This is a genomic window from Halomonas sp. N3-2A (genome assembly GCF_002216165.1).
Classification (GTDB): Bacteria; Pseudomonadota; Gammaproteobacteria; order Pseudomonadales; family Halomonadaceae; genus Vreelandella.
In genome coordinates, this window is sequence record NZ_CP022286.1 from 3,787,299 (window position 1) to 3,807,389 (window position 20,091).

The 20,091-nt window shown below is 50.7% G+C and carries 18 protein-coding genes; 10 read left to right on the forward strand and 8 right to left on the reverse strand.

The annotated features are described in order from the left end of the window. Positions 1–63: 63 nt before the first annotated feature. From glyQ to gmhB, 3 genes are all read left to right on the forward strand, one after another. Positions 64–1,023: a glycine--tRNA ligase subunit alpha gene (gene glyQ, locus CEK60_RS17730; RefSeq protein ID WP_089040116.1), complete on the forward strand. Its 960-nt coding sequence runs from the start codon at positions 64–66 to the stop codon at positions 1,021–1,023. Continuing rightward, entirely contained in the window at positions 1,023–3,089 is a 2,067-nt protein-coding gene (gene glyS / locus CEK60_RS17735) for a glycine--tRNA ligase subunit beta (protein ID WP_089040117.1), read from the forward strand. The genes glyQ and glyS overlap by 1 nt, the downstream gene beginning before the upstream one ends. Before the next feature lie 212 nt (positions 3,090–3,301). Beyond that, positions 3,302–3,856, forward strand: coding sequence for a D-glycero-beta-D-manno-heptose 1,7-bisphosphate 7-phosphatase (gmhB, locus tag CEK60_RS17740; RefSeq protein WP_089040118.1), 555 nt, complete (start codon positions 3,302–3,304; stop codon positions 3,854–3,856). A gap of 156 nt (positions 3,857–4,012) precedes the next feature. Here gmhB and gyrB read toward each other — a convergent pair whose 3' ends face one another. The 4 genes from gyrB to dnaA all read right to left on the reverse strand — a co-directional run bounded on the left by gyrB (position 4,013) and on the right by dnaA (position 10,306). Beyond that, positions 4,013–6,433 (reverse strand): DNA topoisomerase (ATP-hydrolyzing) subunit B, encoded by a 2,421-nt coding sequence (gene gyrB / locus CEK60_RS17745; protein ID WP_089040119.1) that lies wholly within the window; start codon positions 6,431–6,433, stop codon positions 4,013–4,015. A 39-nt stretch (positions 6,434–6,472) separates the two neighbouring features. Then, complete coding sequence (gene recF, locus CEK60_RS17750; RefSeq protein ID WP_089040120.1) at positions 6,473–7,576, reverse strand: DNA replication/repair protein RecF; 1,104 nt, start codon at positions 7,574–7,576, stop codon at positions 6,473–6,475. Positions 7,577–7,680: 104 nt separating this feature from the next. Beyond that, positions 7,681–8,784 (reverse strand): DNA polymerase III subunit beta, encoded by a 1,104-nt coding sequence (gene dnaN, locus CEK60_RS17755; RefSeq protein WP_009723350.1) that lies wholly within the window; start codon positions 8,782–8,784, stop codon positions 7,681–7,683. A 55-nt stretch (positions 8,785–8,839) separates the two neighbouring features. Continuing rightward, positions 8,840–10,306, reverse strand: coding sequence for a chromosomal replication initiator protein DnaA (dnaA, locus tag CEK60_RS17760; RefSeq protein ID WP_038479938.1), 1,467 nt, complete (start codon positions 10,304–10,306; stop codon positions 8,840–8,842). Between the two features lie 534 nt (positions 10,307–10,840). On the opposite strand from dnaA, the gene rpmH reads away from it, so the two are divergent. The 4 genes from rpmH (at position 10,841) to mnmE (ending at position 14,663) form a co-directional block, all read left to right on the forward strand. Beyond that, on the forward strand, positions 10,841–10,975 hold the full coding sequence (gene rpmH / locus CEK60_RS17765) for a 50S ribosomal protein L34 (RefSeq protein ID WP_009723348.1): 135 nt from the start codon (positions 10,841–10,843) through the stop codon (positions 10,973–10,975). A 13-nt stretch (positions 10,976–10,988) separates the two neighbouring features. Continuing rightward, positions 10,989–11,390, forward strand: a complete 402-nt coding sequence (gene rnpA / locus CEK60_RS17770; RefSeq protein ID WP_089040121.1) for a ribonuclease P protein component — start codon at positions 10,989–10,991, stop codon at positions 11,388–11,390. A 115-nt stretch (positions 11,391–11,505) separates the two neighbouring features. Continuing rightward, on the forward strand, positions 11,506–13,191 hold the full coding sequence (yidC, locus tag CEK60_RS17775; protein ID WP_089040122.1) for a membrane protein insertase YidC: 1,686 nt from the start codon (positions 11,506–11,508) through the stop codon (positions 13,189–13,191). Positions 13,192–13,292: 101 nt separating this feature from the next. Then, positions 13,293–14,663 carry a tRNA uridine-5-carboxymethylaminomethyl(34) synthesis GTPase MnmE gene (gene mnmE / locus CEK60_RS17780; protein WP_089040123.1) on the forward strand — a complete coding sequence of 457 codons (1,371 nt, stop codon included), beginning with the start codon at positions 13,293–13,295 and terminating at the stop codon, positions 14,661–14,663. 38 nt (positions 14,664–14,701) lie between these two features. On the opposite strand, the gene CEK60_RS17785 is transcribed toward mnmE, so the two are convergent. From CEK60_RS17785 to rdgB, 4 genes are all read right to left on the reverse strand, one after another. Further along, a complete protein-coding gene (locus tag CEK60_RS17785; RefSeq protein WP_038479928.1) occupies positions 14,702–15,547 on the reverse strand; it encodes a 23S rRNA (adenine(2030)-N(6))-methyltransferase RlmJ in 846 nt (281 codons plus the stop codon). Positions 15,548–15,641: 94 nt separating this feature from the next. Continuing rightward, complete coding sequence (locus CEK60_RS17790) at positions 15,642–16,316, reverse strand: OmpA family protein (protein WP_089040124.1); 675 nt, start codon at positions 16,314–16,316, stop codon at positions 15,642–15,644. 48 nt (positions 16,317–16,364) lie between these two features. After that, a complete protein-coding gene (gene hemW / locus CEK60_RS17795) occupies positions 16,365–17,534 on the reverse strand; it encodes a radical SAM family heme chaperone HemW (protein WP_089040125.1) in 1,170 nt (389 codons plus the stop codon). Further along, positions 17,527–18,135, reverse strand: coding sequence for an RdgB/HAM1 family non-canonical purine NTP pyrophosphatase (gene rdgB / locus CEK60_RS17800; protein ID WP_089040126.1), 609 nt, complete (start codon positions 18,133–18,135; stop codon positions 17,527–17,529). Before rdgB ends, hemW begins: the two co-directional genes overlap by 8 nt. 285 nt (positions 18,136–18,420) lie before the next feature. On the opposite strand from rdgB, the gene CEK60_RS17805 reads away from it, so the two are divergent. Genes CEK60_RS17805 through CEK60_RS17815 form a run of 3 tightly spaced genes read left to right on the forward strand, consistent with a single transcriptional unit; the run spans position 18,421 to position 20,067 of the window. Next, positions 18,421–19,113 carry a response regulator transcription factor gene (locus tag CEK60_RS17805; protein ID WP_089040127.1) on the forward strand — a complete coding sequence of 231 codons (693 nt, stop codon included), beginning with the start codon at positions 18,421–18,423 and terminating at the stop codon, positions 19,111–19,113. Between the two features lie 22 nt (positions 19,114–19,135). Next, positions 19,136–19,651 (forward strand): CsgE family curli-type amyloid fiber assembly protein, encoded by a 516-nt coding sequence (locus CEK60_RS17810; protein WP_089040128.1) that lies wholly within the window; start codon positions 19,136–19,138, stop codon positions 19,649–19,651. Next, positions 19,651–20,067: a curli assembly protein CsgF gene (locus CEK60_RS17815; RefSeq protein ID WP_089040129.1), complete on the forward strand. Its 417-nt coding sequence runs from the start codon at positions 19,651–19,653 to the stop codon at positions 20,065–20,067. Before CEK60_RS17810 ends, CEK60_RS17815 begins: the two co-directional genes overlap by 1 nt. Positions 20,068–20,091 lie beyond the last annotated feature (24 nt).

The following is a 20,091-nucleotide window of genomic DNA, read 5'->3' on the forward strand; positions in this document are numbered from 1 at the left end:
CCCATCTCTCTGTGATTGTATACTTGACGGCCTATGAATTCATGGCCAACGGTGCTTTCCGCGATGAGTGTCTCGACAAACCAATCGACACCCGATGTGTCGACCTTTCAAGGCTTGATCCTTGCTCTGCAACAATACTGGGCAGAACAGGGCTGTGTCATTCTCCAACCTCTCGATATGGAAGTCGGCGCGGGCACCTTCCACCCTGCCACCTTCCTACGGGCAATTGGTCCAGAAACCTGGAACGCGGCCTATGTGCAGCCTTCCCGCCGTCCAACAGACGGCCGCTACGGTGAAAACCCCAACCGCCTACAGCACTATTATCAGTTTCAGGTGGTAATGAAGCCATCGCCCAGCAATCTGCAGGATCTCTATTTAGGCTCTTTAAAGCGCCTGGGGCTCGATCCTCTCGTCCATGACATACGCTTCGTGGAAGATAACTGGGAATCCCCTACCCTAGGTGCCTGGGGCCTAGGTTGGGAAGTGTGGCTCAACGGTATGGAAGTCACCCAGTTTACTTATTTCCAGCAGGCAGGCGGCATTGAATGCTACCCCGTTACTGGTGAGCTCACCTACGGGCTTGAGCGTATCGCCATGTACCTGCAAAACGTCGATAGCGTATATGACCTGGTATGGGCCATTGCCCCCGACGGCAGCAAGGTCAGCTACGGCGATGTTTATCTTCAGAATGAACGTGAGCAGTCGGCGTATAATTTTGAGCATGCTGACGTTGATCAGCTATTTGCCGCCTTTGACCACCAGGAAAAAGAGTGCAGTAAGCTTCTGGTAGCCAACCTGCCGCTGCCTGCCTATGAGCAAGTTCTGAAAGCGTCCCATACGTTTAACCTGTTAGATGCTCGTCATGCGATTTCCGTGACCGAACGGCAGCGCTTTATTCTGCGCGTTCGCACCATGGCACGGGATGTCGCCACTGCCTATTTTGAGTCTCGTAAAGCAGAAGGATTCCCAATGGCGCCCGAAGCCCTACGCCGCGAACTACTAGCCGACCAGGGAGACGCATAATGGCTGTTGATACGCTTCTATTAGAACTAGGTGCCGAAGAGCTTCCCCCCGCTGCGCTAGATACACTTTCCGATGCATTTGCTGCAGGCATCGAAAAAGGCCTGCAAGAAGCCGAGATTTCCTTCCAAAGCATCGCTGCTTACGCGACCCCGCGCCGTTTAGCAGTACAGGTTAGCGGGCTTGCAGACAAGCAGCCTGACCGTGAGGTTGAGCGTCGTGGCCCTGCCCTAGCCGCTGCATTCAAGGACGGCGTGCCCACCAAAGCAGCCGAAGGCTTCGCGCGTTCTTGCGGCGTCAGCGTTGATGAGCTGATTCACCTAGAAACCGATAAAGGTACTTGGCTTGGTTTCCGCGAACAGCAGCAAGGCGAGACGGTACAGGCGCTGCTGCCAGAGATGGTTCGCAAAACGCTACAATCGCTACCGGTACCTAAGAATATGCGCTGGGGTTCGTCACGCGTTGAGTTCTCCCGCCCAGTTCACTGGTTAGTTGCCCTGTATGGCAGCGACGTCATTGCCGCAGAAGCGCTTGGCCTTCAGGCTAGCCGTACCACCTTTGGCCACCGCTTCCATGCGCCAGATGCCATACAGCTTGAGCATGCCGATGACTACCTAGCCGCACTGGAAAATGCCTACGTCCTAGCCGATCGCCAACGGCGCCGCGAACGTATTCGTGAACAGGTATTAGCTGAAGCAGAGGTTCAAGAAGCCAATGCCGTTATCGACGAAGAGTTGTTGGTAGAAGTCAGCGGCCTGGTCGAATGGCCAGTCGCATTAACCGGCAGCTTCGATGAACGCTTTCTGGAAGTGCCCGCCGAGTGCTTAATCTCGTCCATGAAGGCTAACCAAAAGTACTTCCACCTGCTGGATGACCAAGGCAAGCTGAAACCGCTGTTCATTACTATTTCGAACATCGACAGCGCTGATCCGCAACAGGTGATTTCCGGCAATGAAAAGGTCATTCGCCCACGCCTGGCCGATGCGGCCTTCTTCTACGAAACTGACCGGAAGCGTACTCTCGCCTCACGTATTCCTCAGTTGGAAAGCGTGGTATTCCAACAACAGTTAGGCACCTTGGCTGACAAAGCACGTCGCAGCACAGCGATAGCAACGTATATTGCCGAGCACATTAATGCAGATGTGAGCCACGCCCAGCGCGCAGTGGCACTGGCCAAGTGCGATTTGGTCACCGAGATGGTGCTCGAGTTCCCAGAACTTCAGGGCATTATGGGCCGCTATTATGCCGAACAGGATGGTGAGCCCGCTGAGGTTGCTCAGGCATTAGAAGAGCAGTACCTGCCCCGCTTTGCCAGTGACGACATTCCACAAAGCCTTGCAGGCCAAGCGCTAGCATTGGCTGACCGGCTAGATACCCTGGTTGGCATCTTTGGGATTGGCCAGCGCCCAACCGGCGCAAAGGATCCGTTTGCCCTACGCCGAGCCTCTATTGGTGTGCTTAACATCCTGGTCAAAGGTCAGCTTAATTTAGATCTTCGCGAGCTACTCAGCGTAGCCGCAGAACAGCACCAAAGCCTGCCTAAGGCGGAAGGCTTGGTGGAAGACGTATTGACCTACATGCTGGACCGCTTCCGCGCCTGGGGCCAAGAAGAAGGTATTAGTGCTGAAATGTACTTGGCGGTACGCGCTCGCCCAGTAACTAAACCGCTGGATTTTGCTCGCCGCTTGCGTGCCGTTAAGGCCTTTGCACAGCGGGAAGAAGCCGCTGCTTTGGCTGCCGCGAACAAGCGGGTTTCTAATATCCTTAGCAAGCAGGAACACAACGGTAGTACCCAGGTTGATCAGAGCCTACTTCAGGAAGAGGCTGAGAAGACGCTGTTCAATGCAGTAACAGCCAGTCAGCAGCAAGTAGCCCCGTTATTTTCAGCCGGCGACTACCAGCAGGCACTAGATGCGCTGGCAACACTACGTGAACCTGTCGATGCTTTCTTCGATCAGGTAATGGTCATGGCCGATGACGACGCTGTCCGCCATAACCGCTTGGCACTGCTTGCCAGTCTGCAAGCACTGTTCCTTGAAGTGGCAGATATTTCCCAGCTACCGCAATAAGTCTCGGTGCCGATATCGGTTCACCCAGATAACAACAGCAAGCCCGGCTTCTATCAAGCCGGGCTTTTTTCGCTCATCACATTTGTCTCGCCGCTTCCCTTCAGACTAAACTCAGGGTTACGGCCGACTAAGTGTTTCACGTGAAACACCCGCCCAATGACTATGTGCCCATTACTCTAGTAGAAAACAGTAATGTGCGAATAAGGAACTCTATGATCTCGGCTAACCAACTGGTGATACTTGATCGTGATGGCGTCATTAATCACGACTCTGATGCTTATATTAAGTCACTTGACGAATGGGTGCCCTACCCTTCAGCGATCGATGCGATTGCCCAGCTAACTCAGGCAGGATATACCGTGGCAATAGCGACCAATCAGTCGGGTATTGCACGGGGCTATTATGATGAGGCAACGCTCCATTCAATGCATGAGCGCTTAACGGCGCTGGTTGAAGCGAAAGGTGGACGTATTGCCCATATTGCTTACTGCCCTCACGGCCCCGATGATCAATGCGCTTGTCGAAAACCCTTGCCAGGATTGCTTTTGCAAATTCAGCAGCAATTAGCAATGAAGAGCCTCACCGGTAGTTGGATGGTCGGCGATAGCCTACGAGATCTCAAAGCGGGTGAAGCAGTGGGATGTCGTTCAGTGCTGGTCAGAACAGGTAAAGGGGAGAAAACGCTAGCCAGTCATACTAATCTTGAAAATACGCTTGTTTATCCCGATCTAGCGGCATTTGCAGATTGGCTATGCCAACAGCAGTAATGGCGTTTCTTCCTTCCGTCCCCTCCCCCTCTCTACTCTAGCCACGCAAAAAAACGCCGCTCCCATTTAATTAGGCGCGGCGTTTTAGTTTTCATCTGACTGCGTTTATTAGTGCCTATCGCACTGTTTCACGTGAAACACACGCTGATAAACACATCAGACATCGAGATTAGCAACTAGCGCATTCGTCTCGATAAAATCACGGCGAGGCTCAACTTCATCCCCCATTAAGGTGTTGAACATCATATCGGCAGCAACCGCATCTTCAATGGTTACTCGCAGCATACGACGGCTGTCGGGATCCATGGTGGTTTCCCACAGCTGATCGGGGTTCATTTCCCCCAGACCTTTATAGCGTTGGAAAGAGAGCCCACGCTGCCCCTCTTGCATCAACCAAGCCAGCACTTCGGAGAAGTGCGTAACAGGCTTCTGACGCTCGCCACGGGCAATGTAAGCACCTTCTTCAAGCAACCCATTTAACGTCTCACCAAGGCCCGTTATGGCCCGATAATCAGTGCTCTCAAAGAAGTCCAGTCCCCACACATACTCAGTCGTAACACCGTGGGCAATCAAAGACACCGCTGGCAAGTGCAAACCGCGCTCGCTATCTTCCTGCAGATAGAACTGGTAACGCGGTCCGCCTTCATAGGCCACCATGTCATCCATTGCTTTCTGTAGCTCAGCAATCCAATTTTCCATGGTGACACGGTCTTTAAGACTGACTTCGCCTTGAAGCGCCGTTGTATGCACAGCCTGCTTGAGCACTGCGATAGGATATACCCGCGCAAGGCGATCAATCCGCTTCATCACATTTCGGTACTGAGTAACCAGTGCTTCTAGTTGCGAACCAGCGATGCCAGGCGCATCAGCATTGACATATAACCCTGCCCCATCTAGTGCTGTGGTAGTCAGGTAGTCAGTCATTGCCTGTTCATCTTTCAGGTAGAGCTCTTGCTTACCCCGCTTAATTTTATAAAGAGGAGGCTGAGCAATAAAGATGTGACCACGCTCAATCAATTCAGGCATCTGACGGAAAAAGAACGTTAGCAGCAACGTGCGAATGTGCGAACCGTCAACGTCAGCATCCGTCATAATAATGACCGAATGGTAACGTAGCTTATCGGGATTAAACTCTTCGCGACCAATACCACAGCCTAACGCTGTAATCAGCGTGCCGACTTCTGCTGAAGACAGCATCTTATCGAAGCGCGCTTTTTCGACGTTTAGTATCTTGCCTTTCAGCGGCAAAATTGCCTGGGTACGGCGGTCACGCCCCTGCTTAGCGCTGCCACCAGCCGAGTCGCCCTCCACCAGATAAAGTTCTGATTGGCTTGGGTCTTTCTCTTGGCAGTCAGCAAGCTTTCCAGGTAGCCCAGCGATATCGAGCGCACCCTTACGGCGAGTCATATCCCGTGCTTTACGAGCAGCTTCCCGCGCCCGTGCAGCGTCTAGCATCTTGTTAACGATCGATTTAGCTTCGTTAGGCTTTTCGATCAGATAGTCAGCAAATAGGCGCCCCATTTCTTGCTCAACCGCCGTTTTAACCTCACTGGAAACCAGCTTGTCTTTGGTTTGAGACGAGAATTTAGGGTCGGGAACTTTAACCGAGATAATCGCGGTCAAGCCTTCACGAGCATCGTCGCCCGACGTATTGACCTTGGATTTTTTCAGTAGCCCCTGAGCTTCGATATAGTGGTTAAGCGTTCGCGTAAGCGCGGCACGAAAACCCGCTAAGTGAGTTCCACCATCTCGCTGAGGAATATTATTGGTGTAGCAAAAAATGTTTTCAGTGAAGGCCTCGCTCCACTGCATCGCCACTTCTACTTCAACGCCATCTTCTCGCACTGCATTGAAATGGAAGACAGGGTTCAGAACTGTTTTATTTTTATTCAGGTGGTCAACAAATGCTTTCAAGCCACCTTCATAATGAAACAGTTCCTCTTTGCCGCTGCGCTCATCCATTAAACGGATAGCAACGCCTGAGTTCAAAAATGAAAGTTCACGTAGGCGCTTGGCGAGAATATCGTAGTGAAATTCGATATTCGCAAAGGTATTTGGTGACGGACGAAAATGTACACGAGTGCCACTTTTTTCCGTTTTACCGACAACACCTAGAGGCGCTTGAGGTACACCGTGGTGATAGACCTGCTCAAACACTTCCCCTTGACGCCAGATGGTTAGCCGCAATTCTTCCGAAAGCGCGTTAACAACCGACACCCCTACACCGTGTAGACCGCCTGATACTTTATATGAATTATCATCGAACTTACCGCCAGCGTGCAGCACTGTCATGATAACTTCTGCGGCTGAGACGCCTTCGCCTTCATGTATCTCGGTGGGAACACCACGGCCATTATCACTCACCGTTATTGATTCATCCGGGTGGATAACCACACGAATTTCACTACAGTGACCTGCCAGAGCTTCATCGATGGAGTTATCCACCAGCTCGAAAACCATGTGGTGCAACCCGGTGCCGTCGTCGGTATCGCCGATATACATGCCAGGGCGCTTGCGTACTGCGTCTAGCCCTTTGAGCACCTTAATGCTTGATGAATCGTAAGCCTGCTCGCTCATTGACCACTCCGTCGTGAAGTCTGTCTCGTTCCGTGTCGCCTACCCGTCCGGCAGTAATTGGCTTAACCCTTGACTGGAGTGTTTCACGTGAAACATCCCGACATCTGTTGAGGGCTCCCATATACCACGAAGCGCGGAGGGTTCGACGCTTGTAATAAATGCCTGACACTGCATCTTTTCAAGCAAATTGCAAAACCGATCTCGGTGCGTGCTATCTAGCTCCGCTGGTAAATCGTCGATTAAGTAGATGCAGTGTCGTTGTGTGGTACTTTCCAGAAGCCGCCCCTGGGCAAGCTTTAATGCACTAACCACCAGCTTTTGCTGGCCTCTGGAAAGGACTTCGACAGCAGGCTGCTTGTTTAATCTGATTCGCAAGTCTGCTCGCTGCGGCCCCTGCTGGGTAAAGCCCATTTGCTGATCCACTTGACGACTATCCTGCAAAACGTCCGCAAGTGCGCGCTGCTTATCCCAGCCTCTTACATAACGCAGCGTTAAATCGGGTAGAGAGATCAGCTCCTTTAAGGTTTCATCGAATACCGGCAAGAACTCGTTGAACCATGCTTGCCTGAGTGCATCCATCTGCTCCCCCCAGGTAGCTAACTCATACTCCCATACCGCTATTTCGCTTGGGACTATTCTACCACGCCTAAGGAGCGCATTCCGATGTTTCACCGCGCGGCGCGTTCGCTTCCATGCGTCGAGAAAAGAGTGTTTCACGTGAAACACTCCCCAATCCAAAAACTCTCTGCGACCTGCGGGCGATCCTTCGAGAAGGCGAAAGGCATCTGGATTTATTAGCTGCAACGGCATAGCTTCAACCAATTCGGCCAAGCGGACGCCTTTCTCTCCACGCAAACGCAACTCTAGCTCGCGCTGTGCGCGCATTCTCCTCACACCAAGCGTAACCTCAGGGTCCCCCGCCAAACGGCCGTAGAGCGTCATATAGGGCGCCTCAGACTGTATAGCATGTTTAAGCTGGCGAGTCCGGAAAGAGCGCCCCATTCCTAAGATATGAATACCTTCCAGCAGGCTAGTTTTACCACTGCCGTTAACGCCGTATATCACATTAATACGGGATGCCGGGCACATCTCAACTGGCGCTAAATTACGCAGCCCCTGAAGATTTAACCGAGACACACTCATTAACGACTGCCAGTAAATAAGACCATAAAACCTGCCATCCTTTAAAACGCGAAAACGGCGCTTCTGCCATCAGAAGCGCCGCCCTCTTTAGCCAGCTATTGCGGCTATAGCCGCATCGGCATAACAACATAAAGCGCATCACCGCCGCCAGGTTCTTCTAACAGCGCACTGCTGTTAGGATCTGCCAGCGTCATCTGCACTCGATCCTCATCCAGTACCGAAAGCACGTCGACTAAGTAACCTACGTTAAAACCAACCTCCATGGCTCCGCCATTATACTCAACGGCCACATTCTCTTCGGCTTCTTCCTGTTCAGGGTTATTGGCCATTACTTTAAGATTGTTTTCCTCAAGGTACAGCCGCACACCACGATATTTCTCATTCGAGAGAATAGCAGTACGTGAAAGCACCTGACGCAATTCAGCACGCTCAGCGATTAGTACTTTATCGCCATTGCGCGGCACTACACGCTCGTAGTCAGGGAATTTGCCGTCAATCAGCTTAGAGGTAAACGTAAAGTCGCCTGTATGAGCGCGAACATGGGTTGAACCCAGGGTAAGGCTTACCGGTTCATCACTATCGTCCAACAAGCGAGAAAGCTCTAGGATACCTTTCCGCGGTACGATTAGCTTTTGCGCTTGGTCAACCACAATATCAATAGGCCGTGAGCACATAGCTAAGCGGTGCCCATCAGTGGCAACGGTGCGCAACAAATTACTTTGAATTTCGAGCAGCATGCCGTTCAGATAATAGCGTACATCCTGCTGGGCCATTGCAAATGACGTTGACTCAATCAGGTGCTTCAATGTCCCCCTGGGCACACTAAGCTCTTGACTACCATCAGCATCTTCAATATTTGGAAACTCTGCAACGGGCAGCGTCGATAGCGTAAAGCGCGAACGACCACTGCGCAGTACGGCACGCCCCTCTTCTACCGCCAGCTGAATCTCAGATTGATCAGGCAACGATTTACAGATATCCATCAGCTTACGAGCAGGAACCGTGGCAGCACCCTCTTGATCAACTTGGCTCGCCACGGTACGGCCTACTAGCTCTACTTCTAGGTCGGTACCGGTTAATGCTACCTGATCCCCTTCTACTTGGATCAGTACATTAGAAAGTACTGGTAGCGTTTGGCGCCGTTCGACTACGCCCGCCACCAGAGTCAGCGGGCGAAGCAGCGCCTCTCGGGAAATAGTAAATTTCATCGGTACTCCGGTTTCTATCCTGAAAGGCCCGCAGTGCAGGCCCAAACGATAACGGTTAACTAGTTAGCAGGCGAAGAAGATTCTTGTAATCTTCACGAATATCCGCATTTTCCTCTTGCAGCGCTTTTACCTTACGGCAAGCGTGCAACACGGTCGTGTGATCACGGCCACCAAAGGCATCGCCTATTTCCGGCAAGCTGTGATTTGTCAGCTCTTTAGCTAGCGCCATAGCAACTTGCCTCGGCCGCGCGACGGAACGAGAGCGGCGTTTAGAAAGCAGATCGGCAACTTTAATTTTGTAATATTCGGCAACCGTTCGCTGAATATTATCAACGCCTACCTGCTTATCTTGAAGCGCTAACAGGTCTTTAAGCGATTCGCGAATAAAGTCCTGGGTAATGGTTTTCCCCATGAAATGCGAATCTGCAATCACCTTTTTCAGCGCACCTTCAAGCTCGCGGACGTTTGAGCGAATCTTCTGAGCAATAAAGAAGGCAGCATCGTGTGGAAGATCGACTTTCGCCTGATCTGCCTTTTTCATTAAAATCGCTACGCGGGTTTCAAGCTCTGGCGGCTCAATAGCCACTGTCAGGCCCCAGCCAAAGCGCGATTTCAGACGCTCCTCCACACCACTAATCTCTTTTGGATAGCGGTCAGAGGTAAGTATCATTTGCTGACCACCCTCTAATAATGCATTAAAGGTGTGGAAAAACTCTTCCTGGGAACGCTCTTTTCCAGCAAAAAACTGAATATCATCAATAAGTAGCGCATCAACGCTGCGATAAAAGCGCTTGAAGTCGTTAATCGCATTTAACTGCAGTGCTTTCACCATATCCGCGACGAAGCGTTCAGAGTGCAGATACACCACACGGGCATTTTCACGGCGGCCAGCCAGGGCGTTACCGACAGCGTGCATCAAGTGTGTTTTACCTAAACCAACGCCACCGTATAAAAACAGCGGGTTATAGGCGCCGCCAGGATTTTCAGATACCTGACGAGATGCCGCACGAGCGAGCTGGTTCGATTTACCTTCAACAAAGGTATCGAAGGTAAAATTAGGATTAAGACCACTACCATGTTTTAGGCTGCCTTCAACCTGTACCTGGCGCTCATTTCCTCGCCGATTCGGTGACTCTTCCCGCAGTTGATCAATTTCTCGCTCATCAGCAAGGTCTCCCCTTGGCGGCGTATGAACCGCAGGCGATGCTTGCCTTGAGGGAGATGCTGAGACCGGATTACCCAAATCTCTTGGCTGCGGGGCAGGTGCAGCCACACGGCGGCTACCTACAGTCAAACTGACTTTGGGAGGCTTGGATGGCGCAAGTTCTCGCATCAGCTCGCTGATACGCTTTGAATACTTATCACTCACCCAGTCGCGCACAAAGCGATTCGGCGCCAACAAGCGCAGCTCATTGGTCTCTCCTTCTTCTGCCTGCAGCGGACGTATCCAGGTATTGAACTGCTGTGAATTCAGTTCGTCCTGCAGGTAGTCCAGGCACTGTTGCCAAAGCGCGAGTGACACTCATCTCACCATCGGTTGAAAACGGCCGACCATTGTAGCGCCCAACGAGACGGTTATCCACACGCACTAACGCCTCTTTTTGTCCTGTGGACAACTATTCATGAGGCATAGGGAAAAGCTGGTAATCGATCAAGGAAAAAGCTGTTTTGATGTCTTCTATAACCTGTTGAACACACCTAATTAACAGTTTATTTAAGGCTTATCCGAAGGTTATACACAGATTTTTTATGTTTTTAAGCTGTTGATAAAAATGATCTAAAATAGCTTATCCACAATTAGTATCCCCACTATTAATAACAGTAGGTTTTAAATAACTTCATTAGTAATAGTAGTGTCATGGCAAGAAGCCACGATGGTGATGTACGAAGAGCCTCCATTGCCTTTTTAACGCTTTTTATGCAAGGAAAAATTGCACCTGACGCGGGAAGTCTCTACAATTTCCGGTCTTGAATTGAAACTCCCCGGCTAGTTCCTCACTGGACCGGGTCTTTTGGAATTCACTTTCCGTCCTAAACCACGTGGGAATAACGAGTTATGAAACGCACTTTTCAACCCAGCGTTCTCAAGCGCAAGCGCGCGCATGGCTTCCGTGCTCGTATGGCAACCAAAAACGGCCGTGCCGTTATCGCACGCCGCCGCGCCAAAGGCCGCAAGCGTCTGAGCGCCTGATCTCGGATTGCGTGTGCCGCATCAAGGCTTTCCCCGGTGCTTACGTTTGCTAAACGCCGGGGATTTTAGTCACGTGTTTGAACAGGCAGACCTGAAGGTTCATGGCAAAGGTATGATGGCGCTAGCGCGTTTGAGTACCCGGGGACATCCCCGCATTGGACTGGTGGTCAGCAAAAAGAATGTGAAGCTCGCTGTTGATCGCAACCGCTTTAAGCGACTCGTGAGAGAATCTGTTCGCCTCCGCCAAGATCACTTACCCTCTGTGGATATCGTGATACTGGCAAAGCGTGGTGTTCAAGATATTGATAACGAGACGCTGAATCGCCAGCTAAATGGCATGTGGAAACGACTTCAGCGTGACGCACAGGCGGTGTCTGCACCACTCCCGCCTAATGGCGTAACACGTGACGCTTGACGACACATCTCGCCGCTCGACCTCGGCCTGCCGCCTGGCAGGCTTTCGTGTGTCATGGGTCGAGTAAATGACACTGCGCCATTAGCATGTTCACCACCCATCGGGCAGAACCCTCATGGACGTAAAACGACTTTTATTACTGATTCCACTGGCAGTACTTGCCTACCTATTGGTTGTACAGTGGAATCAGGATTATGGGCAAATAAGCGTCGATTCGACGCCTGAAATTACCCAAAACAGCAACGGCTCATCCGCCAATAATGTTGGCAGTGATGATTTATCGGTTCCTAGTTCGTCGGCTCCCCAAAATGCCATTAGTGAAGGCATGCCTGGGGAAGCAGAAAGTAACTCGTCTAGTCGAGACTTTATTGCTGTCACGACCGACGTTCTCGACGTACGTATTGACCCACATGGTGGCGATATCGTGTACGCCGCTCTACCGCAGCATAAGCTAACGCAGGATTCAGATCGTAACTACGTGTTGCTTTCTGATAACTCAACGCGTAGCTACGTCGCCCGTTCCGGTCTTCAACTGGACGGCCAGGCTAGCCGCATTGCCTTCACGCCCGAGCGTACCGAGTACCGCTTAGGGAACGATGAAGAGCAGTTAAGTGTTGATTTAACAGCGGAAGTTAACGGCGTTGAGGTTATTAAGCGATTGACGTTTAAGCGCGGCGACTACGCGGTCAACGTTAGTTACTATTTAGCCAACAACACCGAATCACCGATTAGCGCACGCTTTATCGGTCAACTGGCGCGCGATAATAGCCCTGACCCCTCAAGTGGCGTCTCTATGGGTATGAAATCGTATCTTGGTGCAGCCTACTCTACCCCTGACGCGCGGTACGAAAAAATCGACTTCGACGATATTCAAAGCCATAACTTTGAAAATCGTGAGGCGCAAGGTGGCTGGATTGCGATGATCCAACACTACTTCGTATCTGCCTGGGCACCGGCGCAAAATCAGCAAAACCTCTACTATGTCACTACCGATTCACGGGATCGTAATGTCGTAGCGTTTGCTGGCCCCACGAGCAGTGTGGCCGCTGACGGCGAGGCAACGCTAAGCGCAACGCTGTACATGGGGCCCAAGGTTCAAGACTATCTTGAACAAGTCGCTCCCAACCTACGCCTAACCGTAGATTACGGTTGGCTGTGGTTTATCGCTAACCCGCTGTTCTGGTTACTGGATAAGATCCACGACATCGTTGGCAACTGGGGCTGGTCAATTGTACTGCTGACCGTACTCGTGAAACTGGTGCTGTTCCCTCTATCCGCCAAAGCCTACAAGTCAATGGCGCGTATGCGTAAGCTTGGCCCAGAAATGCAGCGTCTCAAAGAGATGTATGGCGATGATCGCCAGAAAATGTCTCAAGAGATGATGAAGTTCTACCAGAAGGAAAAGATCAATCCTCTGGGCGGCTGCTTACCAATTCTGGTGCAAATGCCGGTCTTTATCGCGCTGTATTGGATGCTGCTTGAGTCTGTTGAGCTGCGCCATGCGCCGTTCATGTTCTGGATTCAAGATCTGTCGGTGAAAGATCCGTACTTTATCTTGCCCATTCTGATGGGGATCTCGATGTTCGTTCAGCAAATGCTGAACCCGACACCGCCCGATCCCATGCAGGCGAAGATTATGAAGATGCTGCCGATTATCTTCACCTTCTTCTTCCTGTGGTTCCCAGCAGGTCTGGTTATCTACTGGGTCGTCAACAACATCATCTCGGTGGCGCAGCAGTATCTCATCACGCGTAATATTGAGAATGATCCAAACGTCGGCAAAGGGTTGCGAACCAAGTAGCACGCTCCCTTCTCCTACCACCAGACCCCCGCCCTAGCGGGGGTCTGGCGTTTTAGGATGAACAACGCGACAATCTTCGCCATACACCAACGAGAAGCGCCATGGCCGATCGACTTTACACCCAAAACACCATTACCGCTCTGGCAACTCCTCCTGGCCGCGGCGGTGTTGGCATTATTCGCGTCTCAGGCCCTGCCTGCCGCGATATCGCTGCCGCTGTACTTGGCCACTGCCCTTCCCCTCGTTACGCTCACTACGGCCCGTTTTACGCCGCTGAAAGCGTTATTGATGAAGGCATTGCCCTGCTGTTCAACGGCCCCCACTCATTTACGGGCGAGGACGTGCTTGAGCTGCAAGGACATGGCGGGCCAATCATTATGGATATGCTGCTTGAACGCTGCCTACAGCTTGGCGCACGCCTAGCACGCCCAGGTGAGTTTTCAGAGCGTGCCTTTCTAAACGACAAGTTGGATTTAGCCCAAGCCGAAGCCATTGCCGACCTGATAGACGCCACTTCCCGTTCCGCTGCCGAAAATGCCGTACGTTCGCTACAGGGCGAGTTTTCCCAGCGTATCTCGACATTAGTGGAGCGACTCATTGAGTTACGGGTATACGTCGAAGCGGCGATTGATTTCCCTGAGGAGGAAATCGACTTTTTAGCCGATGGCCACGTCGCCAACCGTTTAGACAGCGTTCAGCAAGCGCTGACGGCGGTTCGCAAAGCTGCAGGACAAGGGGCACTGTTACGCGAAGGAATGAGCGTGGTGATTGCTGGACGACCTAATGCCGGTAAGTCTAGCTTGCTCAACGCACTGACCGAACAAGATACCGCCATTGTCACGGATATTGCCGGCACCACCCGTGACGTGCTGAGGGAATATATTCACATTGATGGCATGCCACTGCATATTATCGACACCGCAGGGCTGCGCGACACCCCCGATGCCGTAGAGAAAATCGGCGTTGCCCGCGCTTGGGAAGAGATCGAAAAAGCCGACCGCGTGCTGCTATTGGTAGATGCCTCCACGACTGATGCGACCGACCCTATGACTATTTGGCCGGAATTTGTCGCCAGGCTCCCTGATAAAACACGCCTGACACTGGTGCGAAATAAAATCGATACCAGCGCCGAACCAGCGGGCATTGATTTATCCACAACCCCACCAACGATCAGACTATCCGCGAAAACTGGCGTGGGTGTGGATAACTTAAAAACCCATTTAAAGGACATCATGGGGTTTTCTGCGACGACCGAAGGGCGATTCTCAGCCCGCCGCCGCCATTTAGACGCCCTAGATCGCGCCATGATTGCGCTTGAAACTGGACGCGCCCAACTAGATGGCTACGGTGCAGGGGAATTGCTGGCCGAAGACTTGCGCGATGCTCAGCAGGCGTTAGGCGAAATTACCGGTGAATTCAGCGCTGACGACCTGCTCGGCGAAATCTTTGGCAGTTTTTGTATTGGGAAATAATCATCTGCTTTGGTCAATAACAGACAGTGGCTAACAAGCTATTCACCTACCAGCCACTCTGACCGATAGTCACTTTCCGAGCCTAGCAGCGGCGTAATGTGCTCCATCGCCGCCGCTAGACGCTCATCTAATCCCCAGGGCGGGTTAATCACTAGCATTCCACTACCGTACATGCCATGGCTTTGCTCGTTTGGCGTATGGCGTTGAAGTTCGCTGCGCCAAATTTTACGGATGCCGCTCTCCCTCAAGCCGTTTAGTAGCGAGAGATGGTTGCCTGCTGGTAGCAATGGATACCACACCAGGAGCACCGCATGTCGCGCTTTTGCCAGGCTATAAGTCACCGCATCAACCACCTCCAGATATTCCGCTTTACGTTCGTAGCTAGGGTCAATCAATACGCACAAACGCGGTGTTGCAACCGGTACCAGCTCACTCAAACCTGCCAGTCCATCCCCATAAATTCGCTGCGCCTGCGGGGAAAGCGATTGGGTGCTTAAGTGCTCATGCTCACCTGGATGAAGCTCAAATAACGTCAGGCGATCTTGCTCACGAAGCGGCTGAGAAAGCCACCAAGGTGAGCCAGGATAATGGGTAAGCTCAGATGCATGGGGCTGGGCAGTTGCCAACGTGGTTAGCCAACTACTCAGTAAAGGGTCACTTAGCTGTTCACTCGCTTTCCACAGCGGCCAAATGCCCTCACGGTATTCTTGAAGCCGCTGAGTCTCTTTGGTGTTAAGTGGATAGAGGCCTCGTCCCGCATGAGTATCTATATATGTAATGGCTGTTTTTTTACGTAATAAATAATCAACCACCGCGTAAAGCGTTAAATGTTTCTGCACATCGGCAAAGTTACCGGCATGGTAAGCGTGTTGGTAAGACAGCATAGTCGCTCGCTAACAGAGAATCGAAAAAAGCCCGCTATGTGAGCATAGCGGGCGTTTATCGGCAATGCCGAGGTTAGCTTATCAATCGTTAGTGTTAACCCTGGCCATTTCCCGTGGGAGTCAAGGTGATTTCAACACGACGGTTTTGCGCCCGGCCTTGTTCAGAATTATTGCTAGCAACAGGCTGATTGGCCCCGTATCCCATGGTGTTTAATCGAGCAGAGGATACGCCATTTTGGCTAAGGTAATTACCCACAGACTGGGCACGGCGCTCAGACAGACGCTGGTTATAGTTTGCATCTCCGGTGCTATCAGTGTGGCCAGCAATGTTGACGCGGGTATCCTGGTACTGGGTCAGTACATTCGCTACCTGGTTAAGAGAGTTGCGTGCCTCGCTGGTAAGCTCAGCAGAGTCGAAACCAAACGTAACGCCGCTGGGCATATTAAGCACAATATCGTCACCGCGACGATCAATCTCAATACGCGAGCCCTGGAGATTTTGGCGCAGCTGTTGCTCCTGACGATCCATGTAAACGCCTATACCGGCACCCGCTGCAGCACCTACCGCCGCACCAATCAATGCGCGATCACGACGGCTAGTGCTGCCATCGCCAGACAGCGCACCGGCAGCAGCACCAATAGCCGCGCCAATGCCAGATCCCATCGCAGTGCTAGAGCGCTGCGTCTGACCGCCATAAGGGTCCGAGGTAGCACAACCAGCTAACAAAATGGCTGCCGCCAGCGGGGTCAGTAGTCGAGAAATACGCATCACTCACTCCTTGATAATCTTCAGGGTAATTGCTTTATATATCGCTGATCACTCATCGCTTATTAATGTCAGCAATTCATTCAAGAATAATAGACCTTGAGGCGATGCACGCAGCTTTTCGGGCATTTCCATTAAAAGTCCTTTTTCATACGCGCTTTGTAACCGTGAAAGTAACACGGCTGAGGGCTGTCCTGTGTAAGCCGTCCAGACATCCATTGCGACCCCATCGGTTAAGCGTAACGCATTCATCGCAAACTCAAGGGGTAGCTCCTGCGTTGCTATCAGCTGCTTACCAGCCACAAAGCCACGCGGATCATTTGCACGACGTAAATACGCCTCTGGCTGACGTGTTTTCCAGCGCCTTTCGATATGCCGTTGCCCCTGACTATCGACCGCCGTCAGCTTTCCATGCGCTCCTGCCCCAATACCCAAATAATCGCCAAACTGCCAATAATTGATGTTGTGGCGGCTTTGTAGTCCCGCTCGCGCGTAGGCAGAAATTTCATAGCGCCGCAAACCGGCTTGCTCAAGGCGTTGATGGCCAGCTTCTTGAATGTCCCAGAGAGCCTCTTCTTCTGGTAACACAGGCGGATGAGAGAAAAACGCTGTATTCGGTTCAAGCGTTAACTGATACCAGGAGAGATGCTCTGGCTCCAGAGCCAATGCTTGATCAATATCCTCCATCGCTTGAGCTGGGGTTTGTTTGGGTAACCCATGCATTAAATCAATATTGAGGTTATCAAACCCAGCTTCACGCGCCTGGCGAACAGCATTGACCGCTTCTTGGCCGCTATGAATACGCCCCAACGCGCTAAGCTGTTCAGGGCGAAAGCTCTGAACTCCCAAAGACAAGCGATTGATCCCGGCTTCTCGATAACCAATAAAACGCTGCTGTTCGGTCGTGCCAGGATTCGCTTCAAGGGTAATTTCGATAGTCGAAGAGAACGGCAATCGAAGGCGTATCTCTTTGAATAATCGATCGTAAAAAGCTGGCGATAACAGGCTTGGTGTGCCACCACCAATAAAGATAGTTTGAATCTCTCTTTCATTCGCTAACGATAAATCACCCTCCAAATCACTGAGCAGGGCGGTTAGATAAGCGGCTTCGGGCAGCTCGTCAGTACTGGGTTCATGGGAATTAAAGTCACAGTACGGGCACTTACGTACGCACCATGGCGTATGGATGTATAGGGATAAGGGAGGCAATAGCTCAGCCATGCGCCACCTTCAACAGTTCAACCAAGCCCTGTAATGCTCGCCCACGATGACTAAGTCGGTTTTTGGTTTCACTGGATAACTCGGCAACACTCATTCCTTGGTCCGGTAACCAGAACAGAGGGTCATAACCAAAACCGCCATTACCTCGCGGGTGCGCCAGAATTTCACCTTCCCAACTGCGTTGCACAATCACAGGTACAGGGTCTTCTGCATGACGCAAATACACCAATACGCACCAATAACGTCCACTACGCTGGCCTTCAGCATAGCGACTGAGCGACGTTAATAACTTCTCATTATTGCGCTCGTCACTTTTAGGCTCACCGGCATAGCGCGCTGAATAGATACCCGGTGCACCGTGAAGCGCATCCACCTCTAGGCCTGAGTCGTCTGCCAATGCAGGTAACCCACTGATTCTACTTGCCTCACGAGCTTTCAGAAGTGCGTTTTCAACAAAAGTAAGCCCTGTTTCTTCCACATCGCCTACTCCAAATTCGGATTGCGGACGAACATCTAACCCAAGAGGTGCTAGTAATTGATTGAATTCTTTTAGTTTTCCTACATTTCCACTGGCTAAAACTAAGGTATTGGGCGATGCCATAACGATATCTCCAAAAAGAAGGTTAATGAGTTTACATATATCAAAATTTCTTCTAAAGCAGGCTTTCTGTTACTTAATGTAAATGTTAAAAACTAATTTAAAAACTGCTTATATTGTCAATAAATAATAATATAAACATATATTTACACACATTATTCTAAAAAATAATATATATATTCAAATTGATTTCAGCAGATTTCTAATAACAAAACTTTACGAAATGTATCTTATAGGCAACACTTCTGAGAGCACCTGCTCACTCTTTCTTTCCACGAGGGCTTCCCAATGTCACAGGAAAAGACCACAGGTTTGGTGTATCTCATTACCGAAAAAAGTCCGCAATCACAGCTATTTGCAGACTATTTACACGATCACACCAACTGCTCAATTAGCATTTACTCGCCAGACGTCACCATACCCTCTTCACCCGTCGAAAAGCTGCTCATCCTAATTGACAGTGATCATATTAGTGTAGAGACATTGCCAGACTGGCAAGAGAAACTGCCAGAAGCGTTAACAAAAATTCCTCTAGCCGCTTTCAATATTCGCGATATGGACCATGCCCTAGAAGCTCTCTCGTGCGCTCAACTGAAAGGGGTATTTTATCGCAATGAGAGCTTAGAGGTATTTTGCAAAGGTATCCACGCGTTACTTGATGATGAGCTGTGGATGTCTCGTGAGTTAATGGCGCGACTGATTCTTTTTTATCGCAAGTATCAAAGCAACGCGTTCCGTCCAGCCTGTGGATTAACCAACAGAGAAATGGAAATTATCTCTTTATTAAGTGCAGGTTCCTCCAACCAACAAATTGCCGATAAATTGTTTGTAAGTGAACACACTGTTAAATCTCATCTTTATAACATTTTCCGAAAAATAAACGTGCACAATCGTATTCAAGCACTTAACTGGATCCATCAGAATCTTGGGCCAATTCTTCCTAATATAGAAACCGCACGCAGTTTACAACGCCATCGGTAGGTTTTTAAAAGGGTATATAGCCATGAATTTACGTCGCTATTTACTGGTCATTTTTATCAGTTTTATTGCATTAACTACTGATACATTTGCCAATGAACCAGCCAATTCTTCCCGGGCATTAGCCACCAGTGAGCAGGAAGAAGTCAACGCTATTAACCAACTATCAAGTCCCGATGGCCCAGAAATTCAAGGACAACGAAGTAGAGGTAGTGAACTTACCGGTATCATGGTCGACCGTACCGTCACCATGGCAGGCAAGACCTTCTATCGCGCTTTCAGTCAGCGGGCAATGGATAACCTCATTATCGGTAATGCCACGATTACCATTCAAGAACGTCCCGATGCCCGCTGGGGCAGCCAAATTGCCATCGTGGAAGGCAACCGGATGTACTTCAGAACACAGCTCTCTCCCAGGATTAGCGAAGCTGACCGCGTAGCAGGAGAAGCTGTAAATATCGTTGAGGAGGCACTTCTCCAGCAGCAGCTGGCATCTGCTCTTACCTCAGATAAAGACTTGGGAAAAGAGGAGTTATTCTGATGAAAAACTGCAGAAAAATGGCTTGCGCTACGTTCATAGTGTTAATGGGAATAGGTGCTCACGCGCATTCAGGTGATTTAATTTATAAACCTATTAACCCTTCTTTTGGCGGCGACCCTTTTACAGGTAGTTACCTGTTAGGTAAAGCCCAGTCACAGGATACCAATACAGATCCAAATGCACGTAGGGGGCAAACATTATCATCCACTGAGCGCTTATTACAAAGTTTAGAAAGTCGATTGATATCGCAGCTCATTTCCGATGTTAGCCGCGGTGAAGTCAGTGAGGGTAGCTTCGATAGTGATGAGTTCGGCGTTGTCGTGAGTGACAATAGCGGACAACTAATTGTGCGTGTGGTGGATAAAGTTACTGGAGATGTAACAGAGATTAGCGTTGGCGGTTTATTTAACCCTTAACAACACAACCGCTAAAAAAACCAG